21 protein-coding genes and 1 pseudogene are annotated in these 25,145 nt (G+C 63.4%); 12 read left to right on the top strand and 10 right to left on the bottom strand.

Going from position 1 to position 25,145, the window contains the following annotated elements; genetic code table 11:
• Positions 1 to 3: 3 nt before the first annotated feature.
• From EAO27_RS14440 to EAO27_RS14430, 3 genes are read right to left on the bottom strand one after another with little or no spacing between them, the layout of a single operon-like run.
• The gene (locus tag EAO27_RS14440) at positions 4 to 2,088 is read right to left on the bottom strand and encodes a hypothetical protein (protein WP_242770896.1); all 2,085 of its coding nucleotides are present in this window, start codon (positions 2,086 to 2,088) and stop codon (positions 4 to 6) included.
• A complete protein-coding gene (locus EAO27_RS14435) occupies positions 2,085 to 4,613 on the bottom strand; it encodes a hypothetical protein (RefSeq protein ID WP_242770895.1) in 2,529 nt (842 codons plus the stop codon). Before EAO27_RS14435 ends, EAO27_RS14440 begins: the two co-directional genes overlap by 4 nt.
• The gene (locus EAO27_RS14430) at positions 4,610 to 5,812 is read right to left on the bottom strand and encodes a DNA cytosine methyltransferase (protein ID WP_242770894.1); all 1,203 of its coding nucleotides are present in this window, start codon (positions 5,810 to 5,812) and stop codon (positions 4,610 to 4,612) included. Before EAO27_RS14430 ends, EAO27_RS14435 begins: the two co-directional genes overlap by 4 nt.
• Positions 5,813 to 6,692: 880 nt before the next feature.
• Between EAO27_RS14430 and EAO27_RS14425 the strand changes: the two genes are divergently transcribed.
• Entirely contained in the window at positions 6,693 to 8,468 is a 1,776-nt protein-coding gene (locus EAO27_RS14425) for a ParB N-terminal domain-containing protein (protein ID WP_242770893.1), read from the top strand.
• Between the two features lie 724 nt (positions 8,469 to 9,192).
• Positions 9,193 to 9,516 (top strand): DUF736 family protein, encoded by a 324-nt coding sequence (locus EAO27_RS14420; protein WP_126494937.1) that lies wholly within the window; start codon positions 9,193 to 9,195, stop codon positions 9,514 to 9,516.
• 58 nt (positions 9,517 to 9,574) lie between these two features.
• On the opposite strand, the gene EAO27_RS14415 is transcribed toward EAO27_RS14420, so the two are convergent.
• Complete coding sequence (locus tag EAO27_RS14415) at positions 9,575 to 9,799, bottom strand: AlpA family phage regulatory protein (protein ID WP_126494935.1); 225 nt, start codon at positions 9,797 to 9,799, stop codon at positions 9,575 to 9,577.
• 531 nt (positions 9,800 to 10,330) lie between these two features.
• On the opposite strand from EAO27_RS14415, the gene EAO27_RS14410 reads away from it, so the two are divergent.
• From EAO27_RS14410 to EAO27_RS14385, 6 genes are read left to right on the top strand one after another with little or no spacing between them, the layout of a single operon-like run.
• Positions 10,331 to 11,224 carry a zincin-like metallopeptidase domain-containing protein gene (locus EAO27_RS14410; RefSeq protein ID WP_242770892.1) on the top strand — a complete coding sequence of 298 codons (894 nt, stop codon included), beginning with the start codon at positions 10,331 to 10,333 and terminating at the stop codon, positions 11,222 to 11,224.
• Positions 11,221 to 11,475, top strand: a complete 255-nt coding sequence (locus tag EAO27_RS14405; RefSeq protein WP_242770890.1) for an RNA polymerase subunit sigma — start codon at positions 11,221 to 11,223, stop codon at positions 11,473 to 11,475. Before EAO27_RS14410 ends, EAO27_RS14405 begins: the two co-directional genes overlap by 4 nt.
• Positions 11,466 to 12,434 carry a HEPN domain-containing protein gene (locus tag EAO27_RS14400; RefSeq protein WP_242770887.1) on the top strand — a complete coding sequence of 323 codons (969 nt, stop codon included), beginning with the start codon at positions 11,466 to 11,468 and terminating at the stop codon, positions 12,432 to 12,434. The genes EAO27_RS14405 and EAO27_RS14400 overlap by 10 nt, the downstream gene beginning before the upstream one ends.
• 40 nt (positions 12,435 to 12,474) lie before the next feature.
• Positions 12,475 to 13,716, top strand: a complete 1,242-nt coding sequence (locus tag EAO27_RS14395) for a tyrosine-type recombinase/integrase (protein ID WP_242770885.1) — start codon at positions 12,475 to 12,477, stop codon at positions 13,714 to 13,716.
• Positions 13,713 to 14,639, top strand: a complete 927-nt coding sequence (locus tag EAO27_RS14390; protein ID WP_242770883.1) for a tyrosine-type recombinase/integrase — start codon at positions 13,713 to 13,715, stop codon at positions 14,637 to 14,639. The genes EAO27_RS14395 and EAO27_RS14390 overlap by 4 nt, the downstream gene beginning before the upstream one ends.
• On the top strand, positions 14,561 to 15,637 hold the full coding sequence (locus EAO27_RS14385) for a tyrosine-type recombinase/integrase (protein ID WP_242770881.1): 1,077 nt from the start codon (positions 14,561 to 14,563) through the stop codon (positions 15,635 to 15,637). Before EAO27_RS14390 ends, EAO27_RS14385 begins: the two co-directional genes overlap by 79 nt.
• 23 nt (positions 15,638 to 15,660) lie before the next feature.
• Here EAO27_RS14385 and EAO27_RS14380 read toward each other — a convergent pair whose 3' ends face one another.
• Complete coding sequence (locus tag EAO27_RS14380) at positions 15,661 to 16,581, bottom strand: nucleotidyltransferase domain-containing protein (protein ID WP_242770879.1); 921 nt, start codon at positions 16,579 to 16,581, stop codon at positions 15,661 to 15,663.
• A gap of 315 nt (positions 16,582 to 16,896) precedes the next feature.
• Here EAO27_RS14380 and EAO27_RS14375 point away from each other — a divergent pair, with 315 nt between their 5' ends.
• A complete protein-coding gene (locus EAO27_RS14375; RefSeq protein WP_126494927.1) occupies positions 16,897 to 17,337 on the top strand; it encodes a MucR family transcriptional regulator in 441 nt (146 codons plus the stop codon).
• On the opposite strand, the gene EAO27_RS14370 is transcribed toward EAO27_RS14375, so the two are convergent.
• Both EAO27_RS14370 and EAO27_RS14365 read right to left on the bottom strand, forming a co-directional pair.
• Positions 17,330 to 17,548, bottom strand: a complete 219-nt coding sequence (locus tag EAO27_RS14370; protein ID WP_126494925.1) for a conjugal transfer protein TraD — start codon at positions 17,546 to 17,548, stop codon at positions 17,330 to 17,332. The genes EAO27_RS14375 and EAO27_RS14370 overlap by 8 nt on opposite strands.
• Before the next feature lie 16 nt (positions 17,549 to 17,564).
• Positions 17,565 to 17,888 carry a conjugal transfer protein TraD gene (locus tag EAO27_RS14365; protein WP_242780596.1) on the bottom strand — a complete coding sequence of 108 codons (324 nt, stop codon included), beginning with the start codon at positions 17,886 to 17,888 and terminating at the stop codon, positions 17,565 to 17,567.
• A 172-nt stretch (positions 17,889 to 18,060) separates the two neighbouring features.
• Here EAO27_RS14365 and traA point away from each other — a divergent pair, with 172 nt between their 5' ends.
• The 3 genes and pseudogenes from traA to EAO27_RS14350 all read left to right on the top strand — a co-directional run.
• A complete protein-coding gene (gene traA, locus EAO27_RS14360; RefSeq protein ID WP_242770877.1) occupies positions 18,061 to 21,033 on the top strand; it encodes a Ti-type conjugative transfer relaxase TraA in 2,973 nt (990 codons plus the stop codon).
• A gap of 9 nt (positions 21,034 to 21,042) precedes the next feature.
• Positions 21,043 to 21,504: a DUF6118 family protein gene (locus EAO27_RS14355; protein ID WP_242770875.1), complete on the top strand. Its 462-nt coding sequence runs from the start codon at positions 21,043 to 21,045 to the stop codon at positions 21,502 to 21,504.
• Between the two features lie 192 nt (positions 21,505 to 21,696).
• Positions 21,697 to 21,932, top strand: a pseudogene (locus EAO27_RS14350) (transposase); the annotation flags it as partial.
• 94 nt (positions 21,933 to 22,026) lie between these two features.
• Here EAO27_RS14350 and EAO27_RS14345 read toward each other — a convergent pair.
• The 3 genes from EAO27_RS14345 to EAO27_RS14335 form a co-directional block, all read right to left on the bottom strand.
• Entirely contained in the window at positions 22,027 to 22,785 is a 759-nt protein-coding gene (locus EAO27_RS14345) for an SDR family oxidoreductase (RefSeq protein WP_242770873.1), read from the bottom strand.
• A 44-nt stretch (positions 22,786 to 22,829) separates the two neighbouring features.
• Positions 22,830 to 23,939 (bottom strand): cytochrome P450, encoded by a 1,110-nt coding sequence (locus tag EAO27_RS14340; RefSeq protein WP_242770871.1) that lies wholly within the window; start codon positions 23,937 to 23,939, stop codon positions 22,830 to 22,832.
• Positions 23,940 to 24,188: 249 nt separating this feature from the next.
• Complete coding sequence (locus EAO27_RS14335; protein WP_242770869.1) at positions 24,189 to 25,085, bottom strand: LysR family transcriptional regulator; 897 nt, start codon at positions 25,083 to 25,085, stop codon at positions 24,189 to 24,191.
• Between the last annotated feature and the right edge of the window lie 60 nt (positions 25,086 to 25,145).

Here is a 25,145-nt window from a genome sequence, read left to right as displayed (position 1 = left end):
CTCCTATTGGCTAGCGCACGTCGCGCAACCGATGGCGCTGCAAAAGCGCTGTGCGATGGCCTTAACAGCCGACATGTCATTGGGTGTTAGTGCCGATGCTTCGGCGATCACTCTTGCCACCCGCATGACGGCAGGAAGATCGAGAGCCAGGCCTTCTAGCTCTGCGATCGCCTTTGTGGCACCGGAGAGATCGGTGGGGGCCTCTCCGGGATCGAGCTGTAGGGCGATCGCTGTCGGCGCACGGCTGAGCAGACTCGGTGCCACCAGAAATGCGTCGCTGAGGACAGCCTCTTCAATGACCAGTCGGCAGCTATCGTTCGGCAGCGCGCCCGCTTCTTCCGAAGCTGTATCCTGAAGCGTTGCGAACAGCAGGAGCGGGCGTGGAAGGAGACCCCGGCGCGCGAGCGCGCTCAGCGCGGGATGCCAGACGCGCGCTGCCGACCGCTCAATGCCGCGCAGCTGCACCAGGAAAGTCTGATCAACACCTGCGATTGCTGCCGCTTGCGCGACCTGCGAAGGGAGATGGGATCCCGGACGGGACCAAATGTCGTCGGGTGCAATGATCGTCGAATCAGTGTCGAACGGAATGAGGCCTTCGGCGGCGATTAGAGCCTCGGCGACCAGAATGAAGGCGTCGACATCCGCGCCTTCCAATATGGGGACTTCGCCGGCGAGCATATAGGCCGTGAACGCCGTCATCATTGCTTTGCCATGGTCGGTTAGAAGAACGCAGGCTGCGATCCGGCGCCCGAGTTCTGCCGGGTCGACCCGTTCCGGAGTTTTGCGCTCTGGGATGGTGACGAGAGGGCGCGGCGCCATCGCCGCGTGCCCGTCACCGATCCTATGTTCCTTGGCGATCGCCACGGCGCGATCGGTGGCGACGCGTGCCCGCTCTTCTTGCTCAGCGGTTTGCTCACGGAGTGCAGCAAGCGCGATCTTAGCCTCATCTTGCGCTTCGTTCAGCGCGGCGAGTTCGCTGCGCGCGTCATCGGCGGCGCGCGTCGCCGCCTCCTTTTCGGCGGCGAGCACGCTCGCCTGCGCATCGGCTTGTTCGGCAAGGCGCGCCGCGAGATCGGCCGCGGCTTTCTTTTCTTGCGCGGCGAGGCACTCTGCAAGCGCCGTCTCGGCCGCGGACCGTTCGGCTTCGAGATCGCCGAGGAGCGCAGCGCGCTTTGCGGCAAATTCGTCGGCTAGCTCTGCTTCAAGCACGGTTCGGACCGCGGCACGTCCCTGTTCGGTTTCTCGCGCGACCGCCGCGGCGACCAGCTCGGCGACGATGGGATCGGTTCGCACCGCATCCAGATAGGATTGCATCACGTCCCGATCGGCGGCCAGCCGCGCCGCAAGTTCGCCCGACCGCAAGGCCTCGAAGGCCCGTTCATGATCCGTACCGATGGCCGATACGCGGCCCGTCACATCGTCGCGGTGGAGTTCGAGCCAGGTGATGAGTTCGGGCAGCCGCGGATCATTGGCACCGGCGAGCGCACGCACAACATGCGCAACATAATCGGCACCGGGCGACCAGTCATATTCGGCGAGCGGCGCGCCGCCGTCGGGCTCGTAGAGCAGCTGCTCCCCACTTGCGCCAGGTTCGACCAGCAAACGAGCTTCGTCGAAAGGCAGGCAGAGAATTTTGCCGAGACTTCGCTCGGTGCACCGTAGGCGACCGTCCTTCGTGCGCTCGAGTTGCAGCGCTAGATAGCGGTCGTCAGCAATCCGGACGGCCCAATGACCGGGATCGCTCGCGCCGTCCCATCCCTCGCGGGCGAACCGGAACCGCGCAGTGTCGATCGTCCCGGCACTGCGCATGTCGGCGTAGCGCGGCAGATAATGATGGGCCCCTATGCGGGTCTGGCCGGCACCCGGTCTGCCATCGTCGACCACCTGGAAGGCTAACCAGTCGCCGGCGTTGCCTTCTAACGCTGCTGCTCCCTGGAGGTCGACCTGGCCCATTTTAGGGAATAGGCGCTTCGGATTGTCGACCGGATCCCACCCGGCGCGCCCGCGCACGGCGACGACCTCGACAGGCGTTCGCATGGCGCGCCGCCTCATCAGTCGGCCGGCGTACCAGGGGCGTGCCGCGCTCATGCCGCTCTAACCTCCCCATTGGTCCAGTAGAGCCTTACGCGGCCGCCGCTTCGGCGCGCGCGAGCCAAGGTCGCAGCTTTCGCCTCGTACGGAGGCGCAGACGCCAGCTGTTCCGCGAGGTCGTCGATGCATCCCGGCAATGCCGCAGCGAGCGCGCGCGGCGGCATTCCGCCGAGCGGATAGACATATCGGCCGTCGGGCGCCGGACCGCCGCCTTCGGTTGCGCGTCCGCGCAGCCATTTTGCAACTTCGAGCGGCAGCGCGCCTTCGGCCGAAGTTCGGACGAGCGTGTCGCCCTCGATCTCGAAGAGAGGAACGCCCGCGGCGATATGACCCTGGAGGATCGCGGCGTTCCGCGTTGCATGCCGTGTTTCACCTGCGGCCGATGTGACGCGATACTGATCATGATCGCGGCCGCCTGGATGAACCCAGCGCGTGATCGAAACATCTGAGGCGGCCACGGCGGCCGTGACGAAGCGGCGGCGGTGCCAGTCCCAGCTTGATGCGAGACGATGATGCCCACCGACCAGCCGCGATGTTTCGAGATAGGGCGCCCCGTGTGCCGGCGGCTGCCCGGGCACGGCAACCTCCCATCCGAGAGCTACGGCGAGCACCGCGGCTTCGACCCCGACCGCGCCGATCACGGGCGGACTCCAGGCCGACCCGGACATATGCCGAAACGGAACACCACCGGCGGCTGCGGCGACGGCCCGAAATTCTTCCTGAAGGAGCGCGCAGGTCGCACCGTCAACGCGTACTGACGATCTCAAGTCGATCAGGCGGGGGGCACCCAGCGTCCATATGCGGCCGCGCCATTTTGAACGCTGCCGTGCGCAAAGAAAGCCGCTCTCCTGAATCGACCGAAGCCGATCCCAAGGCGACGCCTTCGCATTGGCGCGGTGAAGCAAATCGAGGACGTCGCCATCGGACAGCCCTGATCGGCCCGAAGCATAAAGCGCTTCGAGCAGGTCGGCCATTGGCTGCGGAACGTCGTTCCATGTCGCAGCGGCAACTTCGGGCTGCGGCAAATCAGCGCTGCCCGTTTCGGTCCATTCGGCGATCGGCGTTTCGCGGAGGGCCGCACAGCTCAGATCGACATGAGGGGGCGCGTTCTCGAAAAAGCGCAGGCGCTTCGACCATTCAACTTGCTGGCTATCGACGTCGGCGTAGATGCTGAGCTCGTAACGACCATGAAGGGGCTCGTCGGCGACGAGCGCACCGCCGACATATTGAACTTGTGGCTGCGGTCTTTCGGTGTCGGCGAGGGCACGAACGCTGACCTGCCGCTGTTCGGCTTCAATGCGCGGCAGAAATGTGGGCCGCCCCAGAAGCCCGCCTTCGATATGTACGGCACCTTCGATGGCAATTTCGACCAGATGTTCGCGGCGGAGCCGGCCAAGGCGCAGCTGTGCTAGGAGATCGTCGACGTTACGGGGCGTGAGCGCCGCTGAGGAGAGCAACCAGTCACCGCTTTGCGCGAATTCGATCAGAGTTCCGCGCACGGCACCGGCGAGACCAGGGCCGACGGCAAGGTGCGACGACCCCGGTTGGGGATCGGCCTCGGCCACCCAGCGGGCCATGCCAACTTGCCGAAAAAACAAGAGCCCTCGCTCGAAGGCCGGGCCGAGATTGGCGCTGCGCACGACGAGCGGCGATTGGATCGCCGAGCCGAGATTGGGGAACAGGCTTCCTTCCAGACGGAACTCGGCACGGCCATCCTCATCATATTCGAGCTCGAGCCGGGCGAGGACGGGCGCGGCCTTTTGTGTCTGGGCACTTTCGGCGCGCAGGATGAAGCGCCAGAAGCGGTGGCTAGCTATCGCGCTGCCATTGCGAAAAGCCCGCTGGAACTCGCCGAATGCGGCTTCCATCCCCCAGGAGACATCGTGGCGGCCGATTGCGGTTTCGATGGCGCGGACCAGGCCCGGCGGATCGACGCTCCCACGTGGGAAGCTCGCCAAAACTCGGGCGAGGAAGCGCAGGTCGGAGCGGGTTGGAAAGGACAGGCGGCGGGTGTGTCCGATTTGATACCAGCTGCGCGGGTCGGGGAGCAGCAGGGTTCGGACGTCGTCGCCCACCGCCGAGCGTTCGTCCAGCCATGTCGCGAGATCGCGCCACATCGACGCGATCCCCGAGAGCTGCATCATCGAGCGCGACGTTCCCAGCCATGTGCGAAGCCGGGCGCGATATTCGCCTTGCGCCGAATAGGCACCATCAAGGAGCGTATCGATCAGGAGCGATGCGCAAAGATAGGCGAAGCAGCCCGGCGCGGCGTCGCCAGCCCGACAGGGCCGGCCCAGCCGGAACGCTCGGAACACATGGCGATCGCCCCTGACAGCGGCTTGAAAGGCAGTCGCTGCCTCATTTGGGCTCGCGTCCGCGTCCGGAAACACGGTCGCCAGCGTTTCGGGGGTGATTTCGAAGGATCGCAGAGGCGAGCTCTCTTCGCCCTCGCCAACGCGCAGAAAGCGATCGACGAGGCCCGCTTCCCATTCTGCCAGTGTTGTCGGCAGCGCCTCGCTCAAGCCAGCTGCTCCTCGACGGCGGCGGGTTCGGGCACTGCATCCGGCGGCGGCGGTCCGATCGGCGCGCGCGCGAGCGGTTCGATGAGCGTCCGACCGAGGAACCTCACGACGGGAGCGACGACGCCATCGCCCATGAGCTGAAATGCATGCTGATATTTGTCGGGCAGCGGATATGTTTCGGGAAGTCCCATCAACCGGGCCGCTTCGCGCGCCGAGAGAAGCCGCGTGCGGACATTCTCGCCTTCTACAACGATGATACGGGGGCGCGATCCGCCACCGCGGGGCGTTCGCAGGCACCCCAATGTGGGCGCGAAGCTGATTTCCGCGCATTGCACATTGCCATGTTCGCGTGGCCGCATCCGCAAGTAGAGGCTTCCGATCACGGGCCTTCCGGCGGCTTTCGCTTCCTCGAGCCGCGCCTTGTGCGTATCGGGCATCATCGCCAACAGGCGGTCAGTTTCCGCAGTGCTATTCCACGCCGCGGCGGCCGTTAGATCGATCGCGCGAACGAGCGCGTCGTCCGCGAGCTCTGGTGCGGCGCCAAGATCCCACCATCGCCAGCGCGGGGAGAGGTGCGGAGGGAGCGTGGCGTGGACATTCTCGATGCCGCTATTGTGCCATGGCCTGACGGCCTCTGCTCCTAGAAGGCCGGCGGGCAGTTGCCTATCCTCGCGTGCTGCAATGAGGAAGACTCGCGGCCGCGACTGCGGCACAAAAAATTTGGCGTCGATGAGAACGGCACCAAAAACATAGTCGAGGCTCGCAAGCGCCTCGCAGATGGTCGTGAAGTCCTGACCGCCGTTCGATGTCAAAAGTCCGGTGACATTCTCCAGGGCGATCACTGCGGGATGATCATCCTCGTCCTTCAGCGCGGCCATTAGATCGAGGAAGGGCCAGAGCGCGCTCGACCGTGTCCCCCTCTCAGCAGCCGTGCCGATGCCCAGCCCGTTGCCGGCGACTGACACATCTTGGCAGGGGAAGGAAGCCCAGGCCATATGCGCGCCGCGCGGGAGATCTGTTGACGCGACTTCGTCAATGCTCCGCGTGTCGAGGTGACCCTCGCCCCATCGCGCAGCGTAAGCGAGAGCCTTTTTGGTCGAATTGTCATTCGCAAAGGTGCAGTCCCAGGTGGGCTCGAGGCCGACGCGTGCCATGCCTCCACCGGCGAAGAACTCGTAAAACTTCAACCGACCCGTCATGCGAGAAATAGCCCCCCCAATCTCGCGTTGCATTTTAGGCCAACCCAACATCTTTTATGTCTCAGGGCGGTCCTTGAGACGTCTTACAAGCTCATGTTGCAATTGGAAGCCGCTAACAACGATGCCACCCTTCTATAGTTCGCACGCCACTAATCCGCCAAGATGCGCGGCGACCAAATTCGGCGCACTCCTGGAGAAACTTAAGCATTTCCGAGGCGATCGTCGGAGGTTCGGCCTGATAACTGCGACGAAAAAGGATCCGCATCGGACCATTCTCTGCATCGTGGGCGAGCATAGCCTGCGAACCAAATTACCAGTTTGAGATGTACGCTAATCGAAGTCGGGACCGCAGACATCGGGCGGGAAGCGGTGGCGATAAGCGCCGCGATCAAATGACCGCTTACAGGCAGACGCCAAGCAAGGCAGGAATGGCTGACATCGGGCGCAATTCTGCCGCAAATTGAGCGCGGCCTCAAATGAGCGCGCACTGACGGCGGCAGGCTGCCGCCAGAGGTCGCGCGTTTGCTTGGGTTCCCGCGCGGCGCTCTTGCTTGCTTGTCTTGGCGGGGCGGCGGCTAAGCACATCTGCGCGCGCACGCCGCCCCGCCCGCGGCTTCGCCAAGGGCGCGTCTGTTATCCGGTGTTGGCGCCGCGCTGACCGCACGGCGGCGTTGCCGGGTTTGCCGGCCACGGACAGCGTGTCGTTCGGCGCACGGCTATGGGACCGCTCGGCCGTCGCGCAAGCCGGGCAATGCCCGGCTCCTCCACTTCGTTGCAGCCCTTCGGGTGCGCGCCGTCCTTTGGCGCGATCCCGTCGCCTTTTCTCGCCGCCCGCCCCGCCGTCCGGGGCCGGGTGTGGTTGAAGAGAAGGAAGAAAGTCATGAAGCTTGATTTCATTGATCTGGGCAACCTGTCCATCGCCGCCGCCAACATGCGCGGGAAGGGGAAAGACCCCGACGTCACCGACCTTATGCCGAGCATCCGCGCGCGCGGGGTGCTGGTTCCGCTGCTCGTCCGTCCGAACTGCTCGGAAGGCCATTACGAGATCGTCGCGGGGCGACGGCGCTTTACCGCTGTCGGCGCGGTCGCGCGCGAGGGCGGGGCGGTTCGGCCCATTCCTTGCGCCATTCTCGACGAAGGCGACGATGCCGATGCGCTCGAAGCGTCGATGCTCGAAAATCTCGCGCGGGTGCAGCCCGACGAGGTGAGCCAGTGGGAAGCGTTTGTCGCGCTCGTGAAAGCGGGGCGCAGCGTCGAGGAGGTGGCGGACAGTTTCGGGTTCGAGCCGTGCGCGGTGAAGCGCATCCTCGCCCTCGGCAATCTCTTGCCGCGTATCCGCACTCTCTATCGCGGTGGCGAGATCGATCCGGCCACCGTCCGGCATCTGACCCTCGCATCCAAGAGCCAGCAGAAGGCATGGCTGGCGCTGTTCGACGACGAAGGCGCCTATTGTCCGACCGGCCATCAGCTGAAAGCGTGGCTGTTCGGCGGCACGGCCATTGCGGCGAAGCACGCGCTGTTCGATGTCGCGGAATCGAAGCTCGCTGTCGTGTCCGACCTGTTCGGCGACGACAGCTTCTTTGCCGACAGCGATGCTTTCTGGTCGGCGCAGGTGGAAGCCATCGAGGCGCGCAAGGCCGCATACATCGAAGCTGGTTGGTCCGATGTCGTCATCATGGCGCGGGGCGACTGGTTCCGGTCGTGGGATTACGCCCATGCGGGCAAGCGCAAGGGCGGCCGTATCTATATCGAGGTTCGCGAGAGCGGCGAGGTGACGTTCCACGAAGGGTTCGTCACGACCAAGGTATCGAAGCGGCTGTCGGGCGGCAGTGGGAGCGGCGAGGGCGATGCCGTCATTGCCAAGCCGGTGCGTCCCGAGGTGTCGGGGCCGCTCAATGCCTATATCGATCTTCACCGCCATGCGGCGGTGCGGGCCGATCTGGCAGGGCACGGTGGCGTAGCGCTGCGGGCGATGCTCGCGCATGTGATCGCGGGCGCGGACCTCTGGCGCGTCGATGTCGAGAGCCAGCGCGCGCCGAAGGAAGATATTGCCGAGAGCGTCGAAACCTGTCCTGCCGAGACGGCCTTCGACCTCAAGCGCCGTGCGGTACTGGCGGTGCTGGGGTTCGACGAGGAGGCGCCAACCGTCACGGGAAGGCCGCTGAACCGACCCCCTTTTGCCCCGCTCTTCGCGCGGCTGCTCGAACTCCCCGACCCGGTGGTGCTGGAGATCGTCGCGATCGTCATGGGCGAGACGCTGCGAGCGGGAAGCGACGCGGTCGAGATGATCGGCCTCTATCTCGGCACCGACATGCGCCAGCACTGGTCGGCGGACGCGGCCTTCTTCGACCAGCTTCGCGACCGCGAAGTGCTGCTCGCCATCGTCGGCGAGGTTGCGGGACAGGAGGTCGCCGCAGCGAATGCCGGTGAGAAGGGCAAGGCGCTGAAGGCGATCATCGCCGACAGCCTTGAAGGGGCGAACGGCCGAGCGAAGGCCGAGCCGTGGGTGCCGCAGTGGATGGCTTTTCCGCCTTCGGCCTATACGACGCGGGGCGGGGTCGGCAGCGTCAAATCGGCGCGGCGGGTCGCGCATGAGCTTGCGGCTCCGGCAGCGCCCGAACCCGATGCGAAAGACGCACAGCCTTTGGCAGCATGAAATGACGGCGGGCGGCTTCGGTCGCCCGCCATATTTTCTGCGGGCGCAAAATGACGCGCCGGCCTTGTGGGCCGGCGCGGCGCTCATGACTTGGGCGCGCCGCCGCCGCAAGCGGCGACGGCCCGCGGTTCAGCTAAAGAAAGAGGCGACGCGAAGTTGCCTTCGCGCCGCCCATACGAGGATGCTGCATCCTTCGCCCCACCATCCTGACTTGCCGGGGTCGCTAATCGCCAAGCCCGGACGGAAGTTGGCGAGCCCGATAATATCGGTTCTGACCCTAGGATTGTACGGAAACGCCAAATCGCATGCCTTGGACATGGTTTTCTTGCCGCGCGGCATGAGCTGATAGGAAGACGGACTGCCAACTCGGGCGCGGCCGCTCTGATCGTACCCACAGTTCGCGGTTAGATCGCCTTTCTCACTCAAGTTTCTGCGTTTGATCGTTCACGCGGATAGCGCGGGCTCGCTCCACCTGTTCTGCAGGACCATCCCGGCGACGGGCGATGTGACCTGAACCGGCGCGGCGCCCCGCGAAAGCGCGGCGGCGCGATTATTTCCCCGCGTGCTGCGCACGCTCCTCGCGGCCGCTTCGCTCCAAATAATCGCGCCGCCGCACTCCTCCGCTTGCGCTGCGGCCCTGCGGGTTCGCGGCACACCTTGCGCGCCGGTTCCTGGTCCGCCCATGCCGCAGGGACGGTCCCGCGGTACTTCAAGGAGACGACCAATGGCAGCTATCGGCTTTGTGAACGGTACCATCGAAACGGGTTTCGTGGGCCAGCTCAAGACCCTCTCGATCCGCGCCGCGATCGAGATCCGGACCAACCGCTCGAAGAGCGGCGACGTCCAGCCCGACTACCGGGTCTGGTCCGAAGGCGTCGAAATCGGCGCCGGCTGGATCCGCGTCGGGCAGCAATCGGGTGAGCCCTATGTATCGGTGAGCCTCGCAGCCCCCGAGTTTGGGCCGCGCCGGCTCTATGCGAACCTCGGCCGCGCGCCCGGCCAGGATGGCGAGGACGGCTACGCGCTGATCTGGAACCCCGCCGACTGAGGCGGGTTTCCACCCCGCGCCGCGAACCGCGGCGCGGGGCTTTGGCGTGCGGGGCTATTCAAACTTCGTCCGGCGGTAGGTCGTCGAGGGTGAATGTCATGGGGTTGCGCTGCCAGATGCGGACCTCGGACTCGCGCCAACCGCAGCATCGCTCGGCGAGTTTGTGCTGCGGCGGAAAAGTACCTGCGGCAATTTTCCGGTAGAGGGTTGCCCGACTAAGTCCGGTACGGTCGAGAACGGCATCGAGGCGAATAAAGCGGTCAGGGGAGGGAAGAGACGCCATGCACATATCCTTCATTTACTGGCTGCGATTGATGCTCCCTGAGAGGAGAATGGGAATTCATCTATCGACGTCAATGGCTTGAGAAGGGTCGCTAAGCGGTCAAATGCGGCCAATTCTTTCCTGTTGGTTGCTGCTGGTTCCTGCTGGCACCCAACGGTACTTCGGTGCGCTGAGAAAAAATTTCGATCCGATGTGGATTATTCGTCTCACCCTTGTCGAATGAGACCGTCTGAGACGGTCGCGCCCAAATTGACGCGCCGCGAGCGACGCGGTCGTCGTCCGAGTCGTGAGATGGATCAAAGGTCGCCGCTAGCGCGGCGGCGTTGTCTGTCCCGGCGCGGCGGGGGCGGAGGTGGGCGTCACTCGCCTCTAGCCCCGCCCGGCCGGGCCGCAACCCGCTCCGCGGGTCCGCCACTTCGTTCCGGTCCTTCGGATGCAGCCCGCCCGATGATGCGGGTCTGCAGGCTCCTTCCTGCCGCCCACCTCCGCCCCTTCCGGGCCGGGGTGCGGTTGGCGGGAAGGAGAAGCGACATGCGCAAGGAACGGATCGAGAATGCCAGTCTCTATTCGGAGGTCACCAACCGGATCATCGCGGAGCTTGAAGAAGGGCGGCTGCCATGGGTGCAGCCGTGGGATGGTGCGGCGTGTGGTTGCACGATGCCGCAAAATGCGGGGACGGCCCGCAAGTATAGCGGGATCAATGTGCTGATCCTTTGGGCCGAGGTTGTCCATCGCGGCTATGCCTCACAGCGCTGGCTAACCTACCGGCAGACCGAGGCGGCGGGCGGCAACGTCCGGCGCGGCGAGAAGGGAACGGTGATTTGCTATGCCGACCGCTTTACGCCGAAGGCCGAAGCCGAGGCGGCACGCGGCGAGGATCGCGAGGCGCGGCAGGTGGCTTTTTTGAAGCGCTTTGTCGTGTTCAATGTCGATCAGTGCGAAGGTCTGCCTGAGGATTACACCTTCCCCATGGTCAGCCCCGATCCGGTGCTCGCCATCGCCGAGGCCGATGCGCTGATCGCAGCGAGCGGCGCGCGGTTCAACATCGGCGGCGCCGAGGCCTTCTATAGTCCGAGCCATGATTTCGTTCAGGTGCCGCCTCAAGCCGCGTTCTACGAGCCATTGAACTGGTATCGCACCGCGCTGCACGAACTTGCCCATTGGACGGGTCACGGCAGCAGGCTAGATCGCGACCAGAGAGGCGGCTTTGGATCGGAGGCTTACGCCAAGGAGGAGCTTGTCGCCGAGTTGGCGGCGGCGTTTACTTGCGCCTCGCTCGGCATCGCGCCGACCGTTCGGCATTCGGATTATATCGCGTCGTGGCTGTCGGTGCTGCGGGATGACGAGAAGGCGATCTTCCGCGCCGCCAGTCAGGCGAGCAAGGCGAGCGACTATCTGCTCGACTTCGCGGGAGTCGAACCATGAGGCGCCGCGATCTTTCCACCGTCACCCTCGAGGATGCCGAGCGCCGCATGGTAATCGCGCTCGGTAAGATGACCGAACGTCAGTGCGATATCTTCCTGTCGATCCGCTTCGATGAAACGCCCTATGAGGAATTAGCGTCGCGCCACGGTGTCACGATCGATCAGGTCACCACCGACTTCGCCCGCGCTCTTGGCATGTGGTCGCGCTGCCTCCATTCGCGCTTCCCGCATCTGGTCTGGCCATGGCTTTGATCGGCGGCGGGCGGGATGGCGCTTGCCATCCGGCCCGCCGCCTTCCTAAGGTTGCCGCAATGCGAACCGGCCTCGATCATCTCCCGCAATCCAAGCAGCGCGAACTTGCCGATGTCGTGCGCATCCTCTTCGAGGAATTTGAAACCGCGCATGCGCGCGGGAATTCGGACTGGAACCGCAAAGGTCGCATCTTCAAGATCGTCCTCTACGGCAGTTATGCGCGCGGCGATTGGGTCGACGATCCGGTCGGCGGCTATCAGTCGGACTTCGATATTCTTGTCGTCGTCAACAATGAGCGGCTGACCGAGTTCGAGCATTGGTCAGCCGCCGAGGATCGGCTCATGCGCGAGGTCACGATCAACCACACGCTGACCGCGCCGGTAAGCTTCATCGTTCACTCCTTGAAGGACGTGAACGCGCAGCTTGAGCGCGGACGGCCGTTCTTTGTCGACATCGTCGAGCAGGGTATCGCGCTTTATGAAGCCGAGGGATACGAGTTTGCGCAACCACGTAATCTGCCGCCCGAAGAAGCGCGTATCGAGGCAGAGAAGCATTTTGAAGAATGGTTCTCTACGGCGGCGGAATTTCGCGCGGGAGCCGACTTTCATCGGGAACGTGATGCCGAGAAGGTCGCAGCCTTCAATTATCACCAAGCGGTGGAGCGCTATTATCACTGCGTGCTGCTGGTGTTGTCCCTCTACAGCCCGAAATCCCATCGCCTCAATTTTCTGCGCTCGCAATGTGAGCAGATTGCGCCGGCGCTGGTCAAAGCTTGGCCGCGCGACGACAAATTCAGTCGCCGTTGCTTCGAGCTTTTGCGGCTCGCCTATGTCAATGCGCGCTACTCGAAGTTATGCCGCGTTCGGCATAATGGCGATTATGCCGAGCGCGCAACTATGCCGAGCGGGCGCGGGATGCCCGCGCTTTCCCGTAACTTTGCGGTGATCGGCTCGGCATAGTTTTACGCTCCTCCCTGCACTCATTGCAGAGGAGGAAGCCATGACGCTGGATGATTTTTTGAACGGCAGCTGGACGGTCCGCGATTTGCGCGCGGGACCCTTCAGGGACTGCATCGACCTGTACGCGTCCCGGCTGCGCAAGGACGGCTACAGCACGGTCACGGCAAGATATTCGGTCAGGATCGTCAACTGCTTCATCCAGTGGATGATCCGGCATCGTTTCGATCGCGGCGATATCAGCGGCCAGCTCGTCGATCGCTTTTTCAGGGACGAGGATCGAGGTTGCGGTTTGAGCGGCGGCGACCCGGCGGCGATCGGCAGATTTTTGGAGGTTGTCCGCGAGGCGGGGATCGTGGCTCCGGCGGCACCGCGTTTGCTCGGTCCCCCAGATCATATCCTTGAGCGCTACCGCGCATATCTCGACCATCGGCTTGGTCTGAACGCACGGTCGTGCGCGGCCTATACTAAGTTCACGCGCCCATTTCTGCGCGACATGACGATTACCGACCCGGACGACTTCGCTCGGCTGACAACGGCCGACGTCCTCGGATATGTCGAACGGCGCGCCCGCGATGCCAGCGCGGCAACAGCGGTTGCGATGTGCTCGCGGCTGCGATCGTTCCTGCGATATCTCCACGTCGAAGGCCTGATCGAGCACGATCTTGCCGCTTGTGTCCCTTCGGTGAAGAAGTGGCGCTTCACAGCGCTTCCGACCTATCTCTCAGCTGCTCAGCTCGAGCAGGTGCTTCAGCACTGCGACCGGAGCACCGCGTCTGGACGCCGCGACTATGCCGTCCTGCTATTGCTCTCCCGGCTGGGCCTCCGGGCACAGGAGGTCGCAACCCTCACGCTCGACGACATCGACTGGCGCGCGGGCCAGTTCCGCATCCGAGGCAAGGGGCGGCAGCCGGCGATCATGCCGCTGCCTCCCGACGTCGGCGCCGCCATTGCCGCATATCTTCAGAGCGGCCGTCCAGCATCGGGTCACCGCCAGCTCTTCCTGAAGGCCTACCCGCCGCATTCGGGATTCCCGCCAGCGACCGGCATCCGGGATATCGCTGCAAGAGCGCTCCGGCGAGCCGGGATCGGCGACATCGCCCATCGCGGCTCGCATATTTTCCGCCACAGTCTCGCGACCGAGCTTCTCGGTTCAGGCGCCGCTCTGACCCAGATCAGCCAGATCCTGCGCCATAGGGATCATAACACCACGCGCATCTACGCAAAGGTCGATCTGGCGAGCCTTCGCACCCTGAGCCTGCCATGGCCGGGAGCTGTACAATGAGCCCGCTGCGCGATGCGCTCGATCGCTACATCACGATGCGCCGCGGGTTTGGCTACAAGCTGCGATGCGAGGCCTATCTGCTAGCGCGTTTCGTGGGCTACATGGAGCAACAGGGCGCGACGATCATCACCACCAGGCTGGCCCTCGACTGGGCTACCAGCGAGGCAAGCCCGCCAACGTGGCCGGAACGCCTGTCGGCCGTTCGCACCTTTGCCAGGCATTTATCGAGCACCGAGCCACGCACCCAGATTCCGCCGACGGACATGCTCGCGGCAAGGCAGCGCCGAACGCCCCATATCTACACCGACCAGGAGATCGGCAGCTTGCTCGATGCGATGCTGGCTGTCCGCTCGGCAAAGGGCCTGCATCGCTGGACCTATTACTGCATTTTCGGCCTGCTTGCGGTCACCGGATTGCGGATCGGCGAAGCGTTGAGGCTCAAGCGCGATGATGCCGATCTCGAGGCCGGCCTTCTGACCATCCGCGACACCAAGTTCGGCAAGTCCCGGCTCGTTCCGATCCATTCGACCGCGGTCGCCGTGCTCAACGATTACACCAAGCGCCGCGACGCACTCTTTCCCACGCCGATCAGCCCGACATTCTTCGTAGGCGAACAGGGGCGCGCGCTAAATCATAGCGCGGTCCATCTGATATTTCGGAACGTCGCCCGCCAGATCGGCTTGCGGCGTCCCGGCGATGCCTATCGCGGCCCCCGCATTCATGACCTGCGCCACAGCTATGCCGTCGCCACGCTGCTGCGATGGTATCGCGCCGGTGACGATGTCGAGCAGCGATTGCCCGTCCTGTCGACCTATCTGGGGCACAGCCATACCAGCTGCACCTATTGGTATCTGTCAGCCTGCCCCGAGCTGATGGAACATGCCGCGCGGCGGCTCGATGCCCGGTGGGAGCAGGCGTCATGACCCGCTCTTCCTCCATCGCACCGCTGATCGAACGCTATTTCGCTGAGCGCCTCATGCATCAGCGCGGTGTCAGCCCGCACACCGTCGCCTCCTACCGCGACACGTTCCGGCTGCTATTGCGCTTCGCTCAGCGCAGGCTCGGGAAGCCGCCTTCGCAGCTCGATCTCGCCGATCTCGACGCCCCCTTCATCATCGCCTTCCTCGACGATCTCGAAGCGGGCCGCGCGATCGGAGCCAAGACCCGCAACCTCAGGCTTACCGCGATACGGGCCTTCTTCCGCTTCCTCGCCTTCGAGGAACCGGCAAGCAGCGGGCAGATACAGCGCATTCTCGCGATCCCCGGCAAGCTCACTGAGAAGCGCGAGGTCCATTTCCTGTCGCGCCCGGAGATCGACGCGATCCTCGCCGCGCCCGACCGAACAGGCTGGCTCGGCCGCCGCGATCATATGCTGCTGCTCTTTGCGATCCAGACCGGCCTCCGGCTTTCGGAGATAGCCAGTCTTGATCGCAGCGACGTCGCTCTTGGCACCGGCGCGCACGTCCGATGCGTCGGCAAGGGCCGCAAGGAACGGCGCACGCCGCTCGCCGGTCAGGTTCGCGCCGCCATGACGACCTGGCTGAAGGAACCGTCACGCGGCAGAGCATCGGCGCTGTTCCCCACGATCCACGGCGGTCGTCTCAGCTCCGACGCCATCCAGTATCTGCTCGCGAAGCACGTCCGGATGGCGCGGGCGCAGTGCCCGTCGCTACGACACAAGCGGGTATCGCCGCATGTCCTGCGCCACACCGCCGCGATGGAGCTGCTCCAGGCGGGTGTCGACCTGTCGGTGATCGCGCTGTGGCTCGGGCATGAGTCGATCCAGACGACGCAGACCTATCTCCACGCGCATATCGGATTGAAGACCGCTGCGCTCGCCAAGCTCCAGCCGCATGACATGAAGCGGACCGCGCGGTTCGAACCGGAAGATCGGCTGCTGGCTTTCCTCGACGCACTGTAACCTGCGCCGCCGCGGTGATCAGATCAAAGGTCTGCCTTCTGGCGGAGCCCGTCGAGCCATTCGCGCGACACCGTCTCGACCGTGTCGCGCAGCGTGGTCACGGCTGCCCGGATTGCCTGCAGATCGTCACCGTCGATGGCGTATGCAGCCGAGTAGCGAGCCTCAACATACGCGCGCTTCGCCAGCTCGAAGCGCCGGCGATCGGTCTTCGTCGCCCGCGGCCAGGCCTCGACAAGCCGGGTTTCCCGGTCCTCGGCGAGCGAACGCAAGAACTTCAGATTATGCGAGCGCGGGACATATTGGCTGCGCACCAGAAGGAAGCAGGTGTACGCTCGCTCTGCCGCTTGGTGGTAGGAGAACGCGGCATCCTTGCGCCAGCCGAGGTCATCCGCGCCCTTCAGTTCCTGTTCTTTTGCCGTGGCCAAAGCCCGGTCGATGCTTGGCAGCCATTCTGCAAGATATTCACTTGCCATCTCATAGGCATCGGCCGCCGTCAGCGGCATCGGGGTGGCCAGCTCGCTTCCGGGAAGATCGTACAGCACGACCCCGTCACGCGCGATGTCGACCCAAAAATATTCGCCGCGCTTCAGCCCGCGGTTCACCTCGTCGAGCGTGTGGACGATGATGTTCACGGGTCGCGTGATCGCGGTATCGCGCAGGATCTTGTCCTCCGCGACATACCAATAATCCGCGATCTCGGTGAGGTCTTCGTGGCTGACGATGATCAGCAGATCATAGTCCGACTGATAGCCGTTGTCGGGCTCGTCGACCCAGTCGCCGCGCGCATAGCTGCCGAACAGGACGATCTTCCGGACTTTGCCGTTCTTCTTCCACGGTTGCGTCGCGCGCGAGGTCGCGAGGGCAAATTCGTCCATCAAAATCCGCGTTGCCAGCGCCAGTTCGTCCTGCTGCGCCGGCGGGAGATGATCGACATCGTTCTTCATGCGCGGAGTCTCGCCATCTTCACGCTCCGTGGCAAGGCCTCATTGCGGCCGCGCGGTGTCGATTGGTCCAGATCGGATGCTAAAAACTATGCCGAGCCGATCACCGCAAAGTTACGGGAAAGTGCGGGCATCCCGCGTACACTCGGCATAGTGTGACGCTCGGCATAATCGCCGCATTACAAGATCAGCGCCGAGGAATTGACCTGGATCGGCGAACGCGTGGCCGTCCTCGAAGGCCTCGTCGAGAAAATTTGCCGCGATCACCTCGCGGCGCTCGGCAGCGCGGACCGCGCCGCCGAATAGGGAGAGTTGAAATTGGAAGATCATGAAACGCTGGTCACGCTGACCGCCGATATTGTCGCCGCGCACGTCAGCAACAACAGCGTTGCCATATCGGACATTCCGCTGGTTATCCGCTCGGTGCACGAAGCGCTCACTGGTCTTTCCGCGAGCGCCGAGCCGGAACCCGAACCGCAGCAACCTGCGGTGTCAGTGCGCGCGTCGGTGAAGCCCGACTACATCGTCTGCCTCGAAGACGGCAAAAAGCTCACCATGATGCGCCGCTACCTAATGACCAATTTCGGCATGACGCCCGACGAGTATCGCGCAAAGTGGAATCTGCCGAAGGATTATCCGATGACAGCGCCCAACTATACCGAGAAGCGCCGCGAACTTGCCAAGCAGATCGGTCTCGGCACCAAGGGCCGCGGCGGTGGCCGCAAGCCCGCTGCGCGCGGCCGCGCCAAGGCTAAATAGCCTCGGCACTCGCCGCCGAAAATGCGCGCCGCCCCCGGCGGCGCCACTTCATCAATTGCTGCTCGCGCGTTTCGCCGCGCAGCGTTGCAGCAGCCTCGACGAGAAGCCCGAGCAAGACCGCGCGGTCGTCGCCGGTCAGCTCGACCAGATCGGCCTTGGCGACGAGGCCGCCAAGCTCGATCAGCTGGCGCGTGCGTTCACGGCGCTTCACCTGCCACGCCCGCGTGTCATGTCGCGCCCGCTGCGCTTGAAGACGGTTGCTGGCCTGCACCGCTCGCTGATGCGCCTCCCGCGTTCCGGCCAGCGTCCTTGCGAGCACGGGCGCTGTCACCGCGAAAGAAGGCTGCGCCGCTCTTGCGCCACGCCTCCTTCCGCGCAGCGTCGGCCCCGACCGCTTCGAGCAGCGCACCGGCAAGCTGTTCGATTGTTAGCGCGTCGGCGCCGATTGCGATTATCAGTTCGCCGAGCTGACCTTGCTTCTTCGTCTTGAGAGCCTTTGCCTTGGCGGTGAGCGCCTGGAGTTCGGCATCGAAATTACGGGGTCTGCGCATCGTCTGTCCTTCCGTTTGAGAGGGTTGGACGAACCAGCTATGCAGAGTCTCAACCTCGTTCAAGCAGCTGAAATATCTTGCGACTTTGTGATCCCGAGCGCGATGAAATCGTGTGAGGGCGCGCTTATACGTCGTGCCGACGTGCTCGTTTTGCCGTAAATGGTACGCCGCCATGGCGATCTATCATTTCTCAGCAAAAGTGATTTCACGCGCTGCGGGCTCGTCGGCCGTTGCGGCCGCTGCCTATCGCTCAGCAGACCGCCTGCATGACGAGCGGCTCGGCCGCTCCCATGATTTCACGAACAAGGCGGGCGTCGTGCATAGCGAGGTGTTGCTGCCCACGAATGCCAATGAGGGCTGGCAGGATCGCGAGCAGCTTTGGAATCATATCGAAGCTGTCGAGGTTCGCAAGGACGCGCAGCTTGCGCGCGAAGTCGAGTTCGCAATTCCACGCGAGATGACGCAGCAGCAGGGTATCGAGCTGGCGCGTGATTTTGTGCAAGCCGAGTTCGTCGACCGCGGCATGATCGCCGACCTCAATGTCCATTGGGATATCGGCGCCGACGGCCTCGCCAAGCCTCACGCGCACGTCATGTTGACGATGCGCGAAATCCGCATTGGGGAGGATGGAAGCTCCCAGTTCGGCGCCAAGGTGCGCGACTGGAACCGCACCGAGCTGCTGACCCATTGGCGCGAAGCCTGGGCGGAGCATGTCAACGAGCGCCTTGCCGCGCTCGACATCGAGGCGCGCGTCGATCATCGCACGCTGGAAGCGCAGGGCATCGACCTTGAGCCGCAGCACAAGATCGGTCCGGCGGCGTCGCGTATGGCGGGGCAGGGGCTTGAGTCCGCCCGGCATGGCGAGCATCTGGAGATCGCCCGATCGAACGGCGAGAAGATATTCGCCAATCCCGTCATCGCGCTCGACGCTATCACACATCGGCAGGCGACATTCACCACGCGGGACCTCGCCATGTTCGTGCATCGCCACAGCGACGGCAAGGAGCAGTTCGATGCTGTGATGTCGGCGGTCAAAACTTCTCCCGACCTGGTGGCGCTCGGCAAGGACGGGCGCGGCGATGATCGGTTCACGTCGCGGTCGATGATCGAGACTGAAGAACGGCTGGAACGGGCGACCGCCACGCTTGACGCGCGGCGTAATCATGCCGTTACCGACCGCCATCGCGAACGGGCGCTGGAGCGCGCGCTTGATCGCGGTTTGCAGCTTTCCCCGGAGCAGCGCGGTGCACTCGATCATGTCACATCGGCACGCGGCGTCAGCAACGTCATCGGCTATGCCGGAACGGGCAAGAGCGCGATGCTCGGTGTTGCCCGCGAAGCGTGGGAGGCGGCGGGCTATCGGGTACTGGGAGCAGCGCTGTCGGGCATCGCTGCGGAGGGTCTGGAACAAGGCTCTGGCATAGGTTCGCGCACGCTTGCCAGCCTCGAACATCAATGGGCGAATGATCGCGAGCGCCTGACCGACAAACATATCCTCGTGATCGACGAGGCGGGGATGGTCGGCACGCGGCAGCTCGAGCGTGTTATGGCGGAGGCCGAACGACAGGGCGCCAAGGTCGTTCTCGTCGGCGATCCCGAGCAGTTGCAGGCGATCGAAGCTGGAGCGGCGTTCCGCGCCGCCGCCGAGCGCCACGGCGCCGTCGAGATCATGGACATCCGCCGCCAGCAGCAAGAGTGGCAGCGCGAGGCGACGCGAGAACTTGCAACGGGGCGAACCGGCGAGGCGGTTGCACGCTATGCCGACGCGGGCTTTGTCCACGCTGCCGACACCCGCGAAGCCGCGCGCGCCGAGCTTGTCGATGCCTGGGAGCGCGATCGGCAGCAATATCCGGATGCCAGCCGGATCATTCTGACCCATACCAATGACGAGGTGCGGGCTCTCAACGAGGAAGTTCGCGACCGGCTGAAGACGGGCGGCGCGCTCGGCAAAGAGGTGGCGCTGACGGTCGAGCGCGGCGAGCGCGCCTTTGCACCGGGCGACCGCATCATGTTCCTCAAGAATGAGCGAGACCTTGGCGTGAAGAACGGCTCGCTCGGTACCGTGCAGAATGTCGACCGGATGCGCATGGCGGTGATGCTCGACGACGGCCGCAGCGTCGCGTTCGACGTGAAGGATTATGCGCAGGTCGATCACGGCTATGCCGCGACGATCCACAAGGCCCAGGGCATGACGGTGGATCGGGTGCAGGTGCTGGCGACCCCGGGCATGGATCGGCACAGCGCCTATGTGGCGCTGTCGCGACATCGCGAGGCGGTCGATGTCCATTATGGCTGCGACGACTTTGCCAATCGGGCGAAGCTTGTTCGTACGCTCGGCCGCGAGTGCGGCAAGGACATGGCGAGCGATTACCGGGTTCGGGAAGTCGCGAAGGCGACAGAGCCCAAGCGCTCCATGTTCGACGGGCTCAGACTTACGGTCCCGCGCAAGGCGCTCGAAGAGCCTGCGCCCGCCACGCCGCGCACTGTTCGCCTCTCCGAGGTGAGGGTCCGTGCCCACGCTTTCGATCCGGCTGTTACGCGGTCGCCCCTCGACAAGGCGGTCGAGCGCTTTGCGCGGGTGACGAAGGAGATCGTCGATGTCCGGCGTGCCGGCGGAAAGGAGCTGCCGCACGAGCTCAACGCCTATCGCAAGGCCCGGGAGGAAGTTGACGCGTTGCGGCCCGGCGGCGCGAGCGACCTGCGCGAGGCGTTCGGGAAGGACTATACGCTCACCAGCGAAGCGGCGGAGGGCCGCACTGCCGACGCGATCGCGGCGATAGACCGGCAGGAGGCTGCGCGCGTGGCCGGACGCGCAGCAGCGGACCGCGCGGCGCGTGAGGGGCCGCGCCGCGCCGCTGAAACAAATAGGCTCGCCGCCGAGACCGAGAAGCGCGCCGAGCTGTTCGTCACGAACTGGAAGAAAGCGAATGCTCGGGTTCGCGAAGCGCCGACCTATGCCGCGCGCGACCAGGCACGCGCGAGCCTGTCCGACATGGCGAAGAGCCTGCACCGCGACCCGCAGCTCGAGTCGCTGCTCCAGCAGCGCCGCGCCGAGCTGGGCCTGAAACCGTCTGCGACAGGATCGCTGTCTCACGACCTCCAGCAATGGCTCGGCCGCTCGCGCGGGATCGATATATCGATGTAGCCCGGTGCCATGACAGCAAAACCAGCCCGCTCCACCCCGCCTTCCACAGACGCTGCCGGCGCTTTCGAGGAGCTGCGGAAGCAAGTCTCCCTTCTCCACTCGGCGATTGAAGGGCTCGCCGCCGCCAAGGAGAAGCTGCCTGACTACTCGCCCACACTTCGCGCGATAGAGGCGCGTCTCGATTCCATAGATCGGCATATCGATAGCATCGACGACAAGCCCGCGATGCGTCTCACGCCGCTGGCCCTTGCCGCCGAAAGCCACGAAGCATCGCGATCCTATGGCGCCGAGGACCGCAAGTCCGTTGGCGAGGCCCGCGAGGCGCTGGCGCGCTCGCTTGGCCGGGTCGAGGGCATGATCAAGCAGCGCCGGTCGAACGATGAGCAGGACTGGTGGGTTACTTGGGCCGCTACCGGCGGGATACTCTCCGGAGCGCTCCTCGCGCTGATCGGGGTGGCCGTCTGGATGTAGCTAAAGGATATCGATGCGCGATGACTTGCAGCGTAGTGCAGCGATTCCTCTCATTCGCGCGCGTTTCTCCGTTGGAGTTTGAGCATGAGTGGTCGCTGGGAAATGGTCGCGACATCAATTGTCGTGAGCGCAGCTATTTTAGGAGCACCCGAACACGATAGGTGGAGAGGCGGAAATGACCATTGAACGACGAAGAGGACCAAGTTTTCGGAGGCCAGATTGCCGTTGTGCTCAAGTCGGCCAAGGATGGGGCGTCAATTGGGGAGGTCTGTCGGAGAGTCGGGATCAGGGAGGCCACATACTATAACTGGGGCAAGAAGTGCGCGGGGCCAATGCCGTCGGAGATGAAGCGGTTGCGCCAGCTTGAGGAGAGGAACGCCAAGCTGAAGCGGCTTGTCACCGGTCTGTCGCTCAACAAGGCGATGTTGCGGAATAGCGCGGATCCGCATGGTCGGGTTGGCGCTCTCACCTGGCGTGAGGACCTGCGTCCTGCTTTTGCAAATTGGGCTTTGCAGTGCGACTTCAACCAGCCGTCATGCCGCAATCCACTGCGATACCGGCTCCGGTAATCCCGCGGGCTAGAGGTGATGCAAGGAAAAGCGCCACATCTGCTATTTCATTTGGCTCAAGTAGCCGCCCGGTGGGATGGAAGCGTTCGAGGTCGGCAAGCGCCGCTTTCGGGTCGGAGGCCTGCGCCAACAAGGTCTCGACCATCGGCGTTCGCACGATTCCTGGAAGGATTGCGTTGACGCGGATATCGTAACCTTGTTCCGCGCAATGGAGTGCCGTGGTCCGGGTGAGCGACAGCACCGCTGCTTTGGAGGCCGCATAGCCTGATGTCCATGACTGCGCCTTCACGGCATTCGCAGATGCGATGTTTATAATGGATTTGTCGCCCGGATGCTTCTTCATGGCGCGTATGGCTTCCTGGCAGGCGACGAATACACTCTTCGTATTCACATCCAGCATCCGCATGAGTTGATCCGGAGCCATCTCCTCTATGCTGCCTGAGGACAGGATTCCGGCGACATTCACCACCGCATCCAGTCTGCCGTGCAGCGAGGCCGCTTCATCGACAATATTCCTCCAAGCGCCCTCGTCGCTGACATCCATGCGGACTGGTCTGAATCTCTCCGACGGGACAGCGCCGTCGTCAATGTTCAGATCGGCGCCGATTACAAGGGCGCCTGCGATGAGAAAACGATCTGCAATGGCTTTGCCTATACCGGACGACGCACCGGTCACGATGGCACAAAAGCCAGGCTCGAGTGTCAGAGTCATGAAATTTCTCTTCAAGATTGGAGTGCGATCAGGCGCGTAGCCAGTCAGCGCTCGACGATGACGCCGAGCGTAGAATGGCCAAAAGCGAAGAAATGTGGCGCTGAAGCAACGCCAATGTCCGGAGCGATTTGGATTGAACGGAAGGTCGCCAGCATCGTCTCGAAAGCAATTCGCATCTCGGCCCGCGCTAACTGGTTGCCTACGCAGAAATGGGCGCCTGCACCAAAGCTGAGATGCTGGTTTGCATTTCGCCTTTCCAGATCAAGTCTCGAAGGGTCGGGAAATTTGTCCGGGTCACGATTTGCCGCGCCCCAGCTTAATACAACGGTATTTCCGGCCCAGATCGGGCAACCATCGATCTCCGTATCGCTGACGGCGCGGCGGAATAGTCCCTGAATGGGCGCGTCCAGCCGGAGAACCTCCTCGCAATAGGCGGGGATCCTGCTGGGATTCGCGCGCAGTTTGGCTTGCAAGTCAGGAGTTTCCGCAAGACGCCGCACGCCGGCCGAGATGGCGTTGGCGGTTGTCTCATGCCCGGCGGGGACAAGCATCTGAATGACACTCAGAAGCTCCGCCATCGTCATCTGGCCTTCGTCCGCCGCCAGAACGAGATGGGTGAGCAAATTCGTCCCTGGTGCTGCGCGAACCTCCGCGATACGTCGAGCGAGATATTGCTGCATCTCGCATACCTGGTGGGTTAGTTCCAACTCGCGCTCGGGCGCAAGATCAGGATTCATCTGCTCGAGCAGAATCATCGCCCATGCATTCCATCGATCAAGGTCAGACGCGGGAACACCCAGCTCGTGCGAGATCACCATCAACGGAAGTCGTAGTGAAAACCCCGGTATCAAATCGAATGCGACGCCGTCCGGCATGGAACGGCACAACTCTTCGGCAGTGGCGCGGATATACGGTTCTATTGCCCTCACATGTCTTGGCAGGAAGGCCTTGTCCACAAAGGCCCGAAAGCGGCCATGGTCCGGCGGGTCATTGTTGACCAGTGAGTGGACGGGCAGCCAACCTTCTGCTGCATAGATTTGTCGGACCTTTTCCGCCACCGGCGACCCGTCGCGAACAGAAATTTGACCCGCTTTACTTGAAAAATGCGTTGTATCTGCTGTGGCTTTGCGAACGTCGCCGTATCGCATCAGCATGTCGAAGCCAGTCGAGGAGTCCCGATACACTGGAGCTGCGGCCCGAAGGCGATCATAATGGGGAAAAGGGCAACGCTGTACCTCGGGATCGACGAAGCTCGTAGGTTCGGGCGCTCGGTCCATGTCATATTCTCCCATCTGGCGCGTTTTGGTTCGCGTACATCAGGCTATCATGCTGAGCGTCATTGCGTTCGGCCACCCATTAATGGGGCAAAGTAGTTTTGCGAAAAGCGCATGATTGTGGCGCGATTATTGTGCAATCCCGACGAAGCGCTCGGTCAGGAAGTCGATAAATGCCCGTATTTTTGGAGAGATGCTTCGTTTTTCCGGATACAGGCCATAAATGACGGAATCGTCGCATTTCACCTGGTATTTTTCGAGAACCGTCGTGAGTTGGCCAGATTCCAGATAGGGGCTGGCGAGCCATGACGGTAGTCGCGCAAAGCCGCCCCCTGCAATGGCGGCGTCGAGTATGGGGGACAGCAGGTTGGCGCGGAAGTTTCCCGAAACCTCGACCGAAATATCGACGCTGCTTTTTGCGGAGCTGAATTGCCATATCTTGCGACCGGTATGGACCAGGCAGTTCTGCTCGCTTAGCGCGCTAGGGAATGCGGGTTCCTCGACCAGCTCCAGATAAGACGGCGCGCAGCATATGACATATTGATTGCGCGCGAAACGATGAGCGTAAAATCGTGAGTCTGCTGGCTCGCCGATATGGATCGCCACGTCATATTTGGCTGAAGACAGTTCGCTTTCTTTTTCGCCCAACGTTAGGTCGACGCTCAATCCCGGATACTGGTTCATGAACTGCGGGATGAGGGCATTGAGGCGTACCATCCCAAACTCTTGTGGCGCCCAGACGGTCAGCGAGCCAATGACATCGGCGGAGCTTGCACTTGCCAGCCGCCAGGCGTCGGCAACTTCGTCAAGGATGGTTCTTGCCCGCTCGTAGAAGGCGGAACCTGCGTCGGTGAGGAGCAATTGTCGTGTCGAGCGGCGAAAGAGCGACGTGCCCAAACTCTGCTCGAGATTGGAAATATAGCGCGAGACCGACGAAGCCTGTAAATTATGCTGCGCGGCGGCGCGCGAGAAGCTGCCAAGCTCGACCGAACTCGCGAACAGCCGCATGGCTAAAAGATGATCCATGATACTCCCGCTCGATTAGTGCATATCGCGCAAGGTTGGTTTGCTCGATTATCCCTGTGA

The sequence above is a fragment of the Sphingopyxis sp. YF1 genome, assembly GCF_022701295.1.
GTDB lineage: Bacteria > Pseudomonadota > Alphaproteobacteria > Sphingomonadales > Sphingomonadaceae > Sphingopyxis.
The sequence above is the reverse complement of the archived record's forward strand: the minus strand, read 5'-3'. Positions and strand labels throughout refer to the sequence as shown.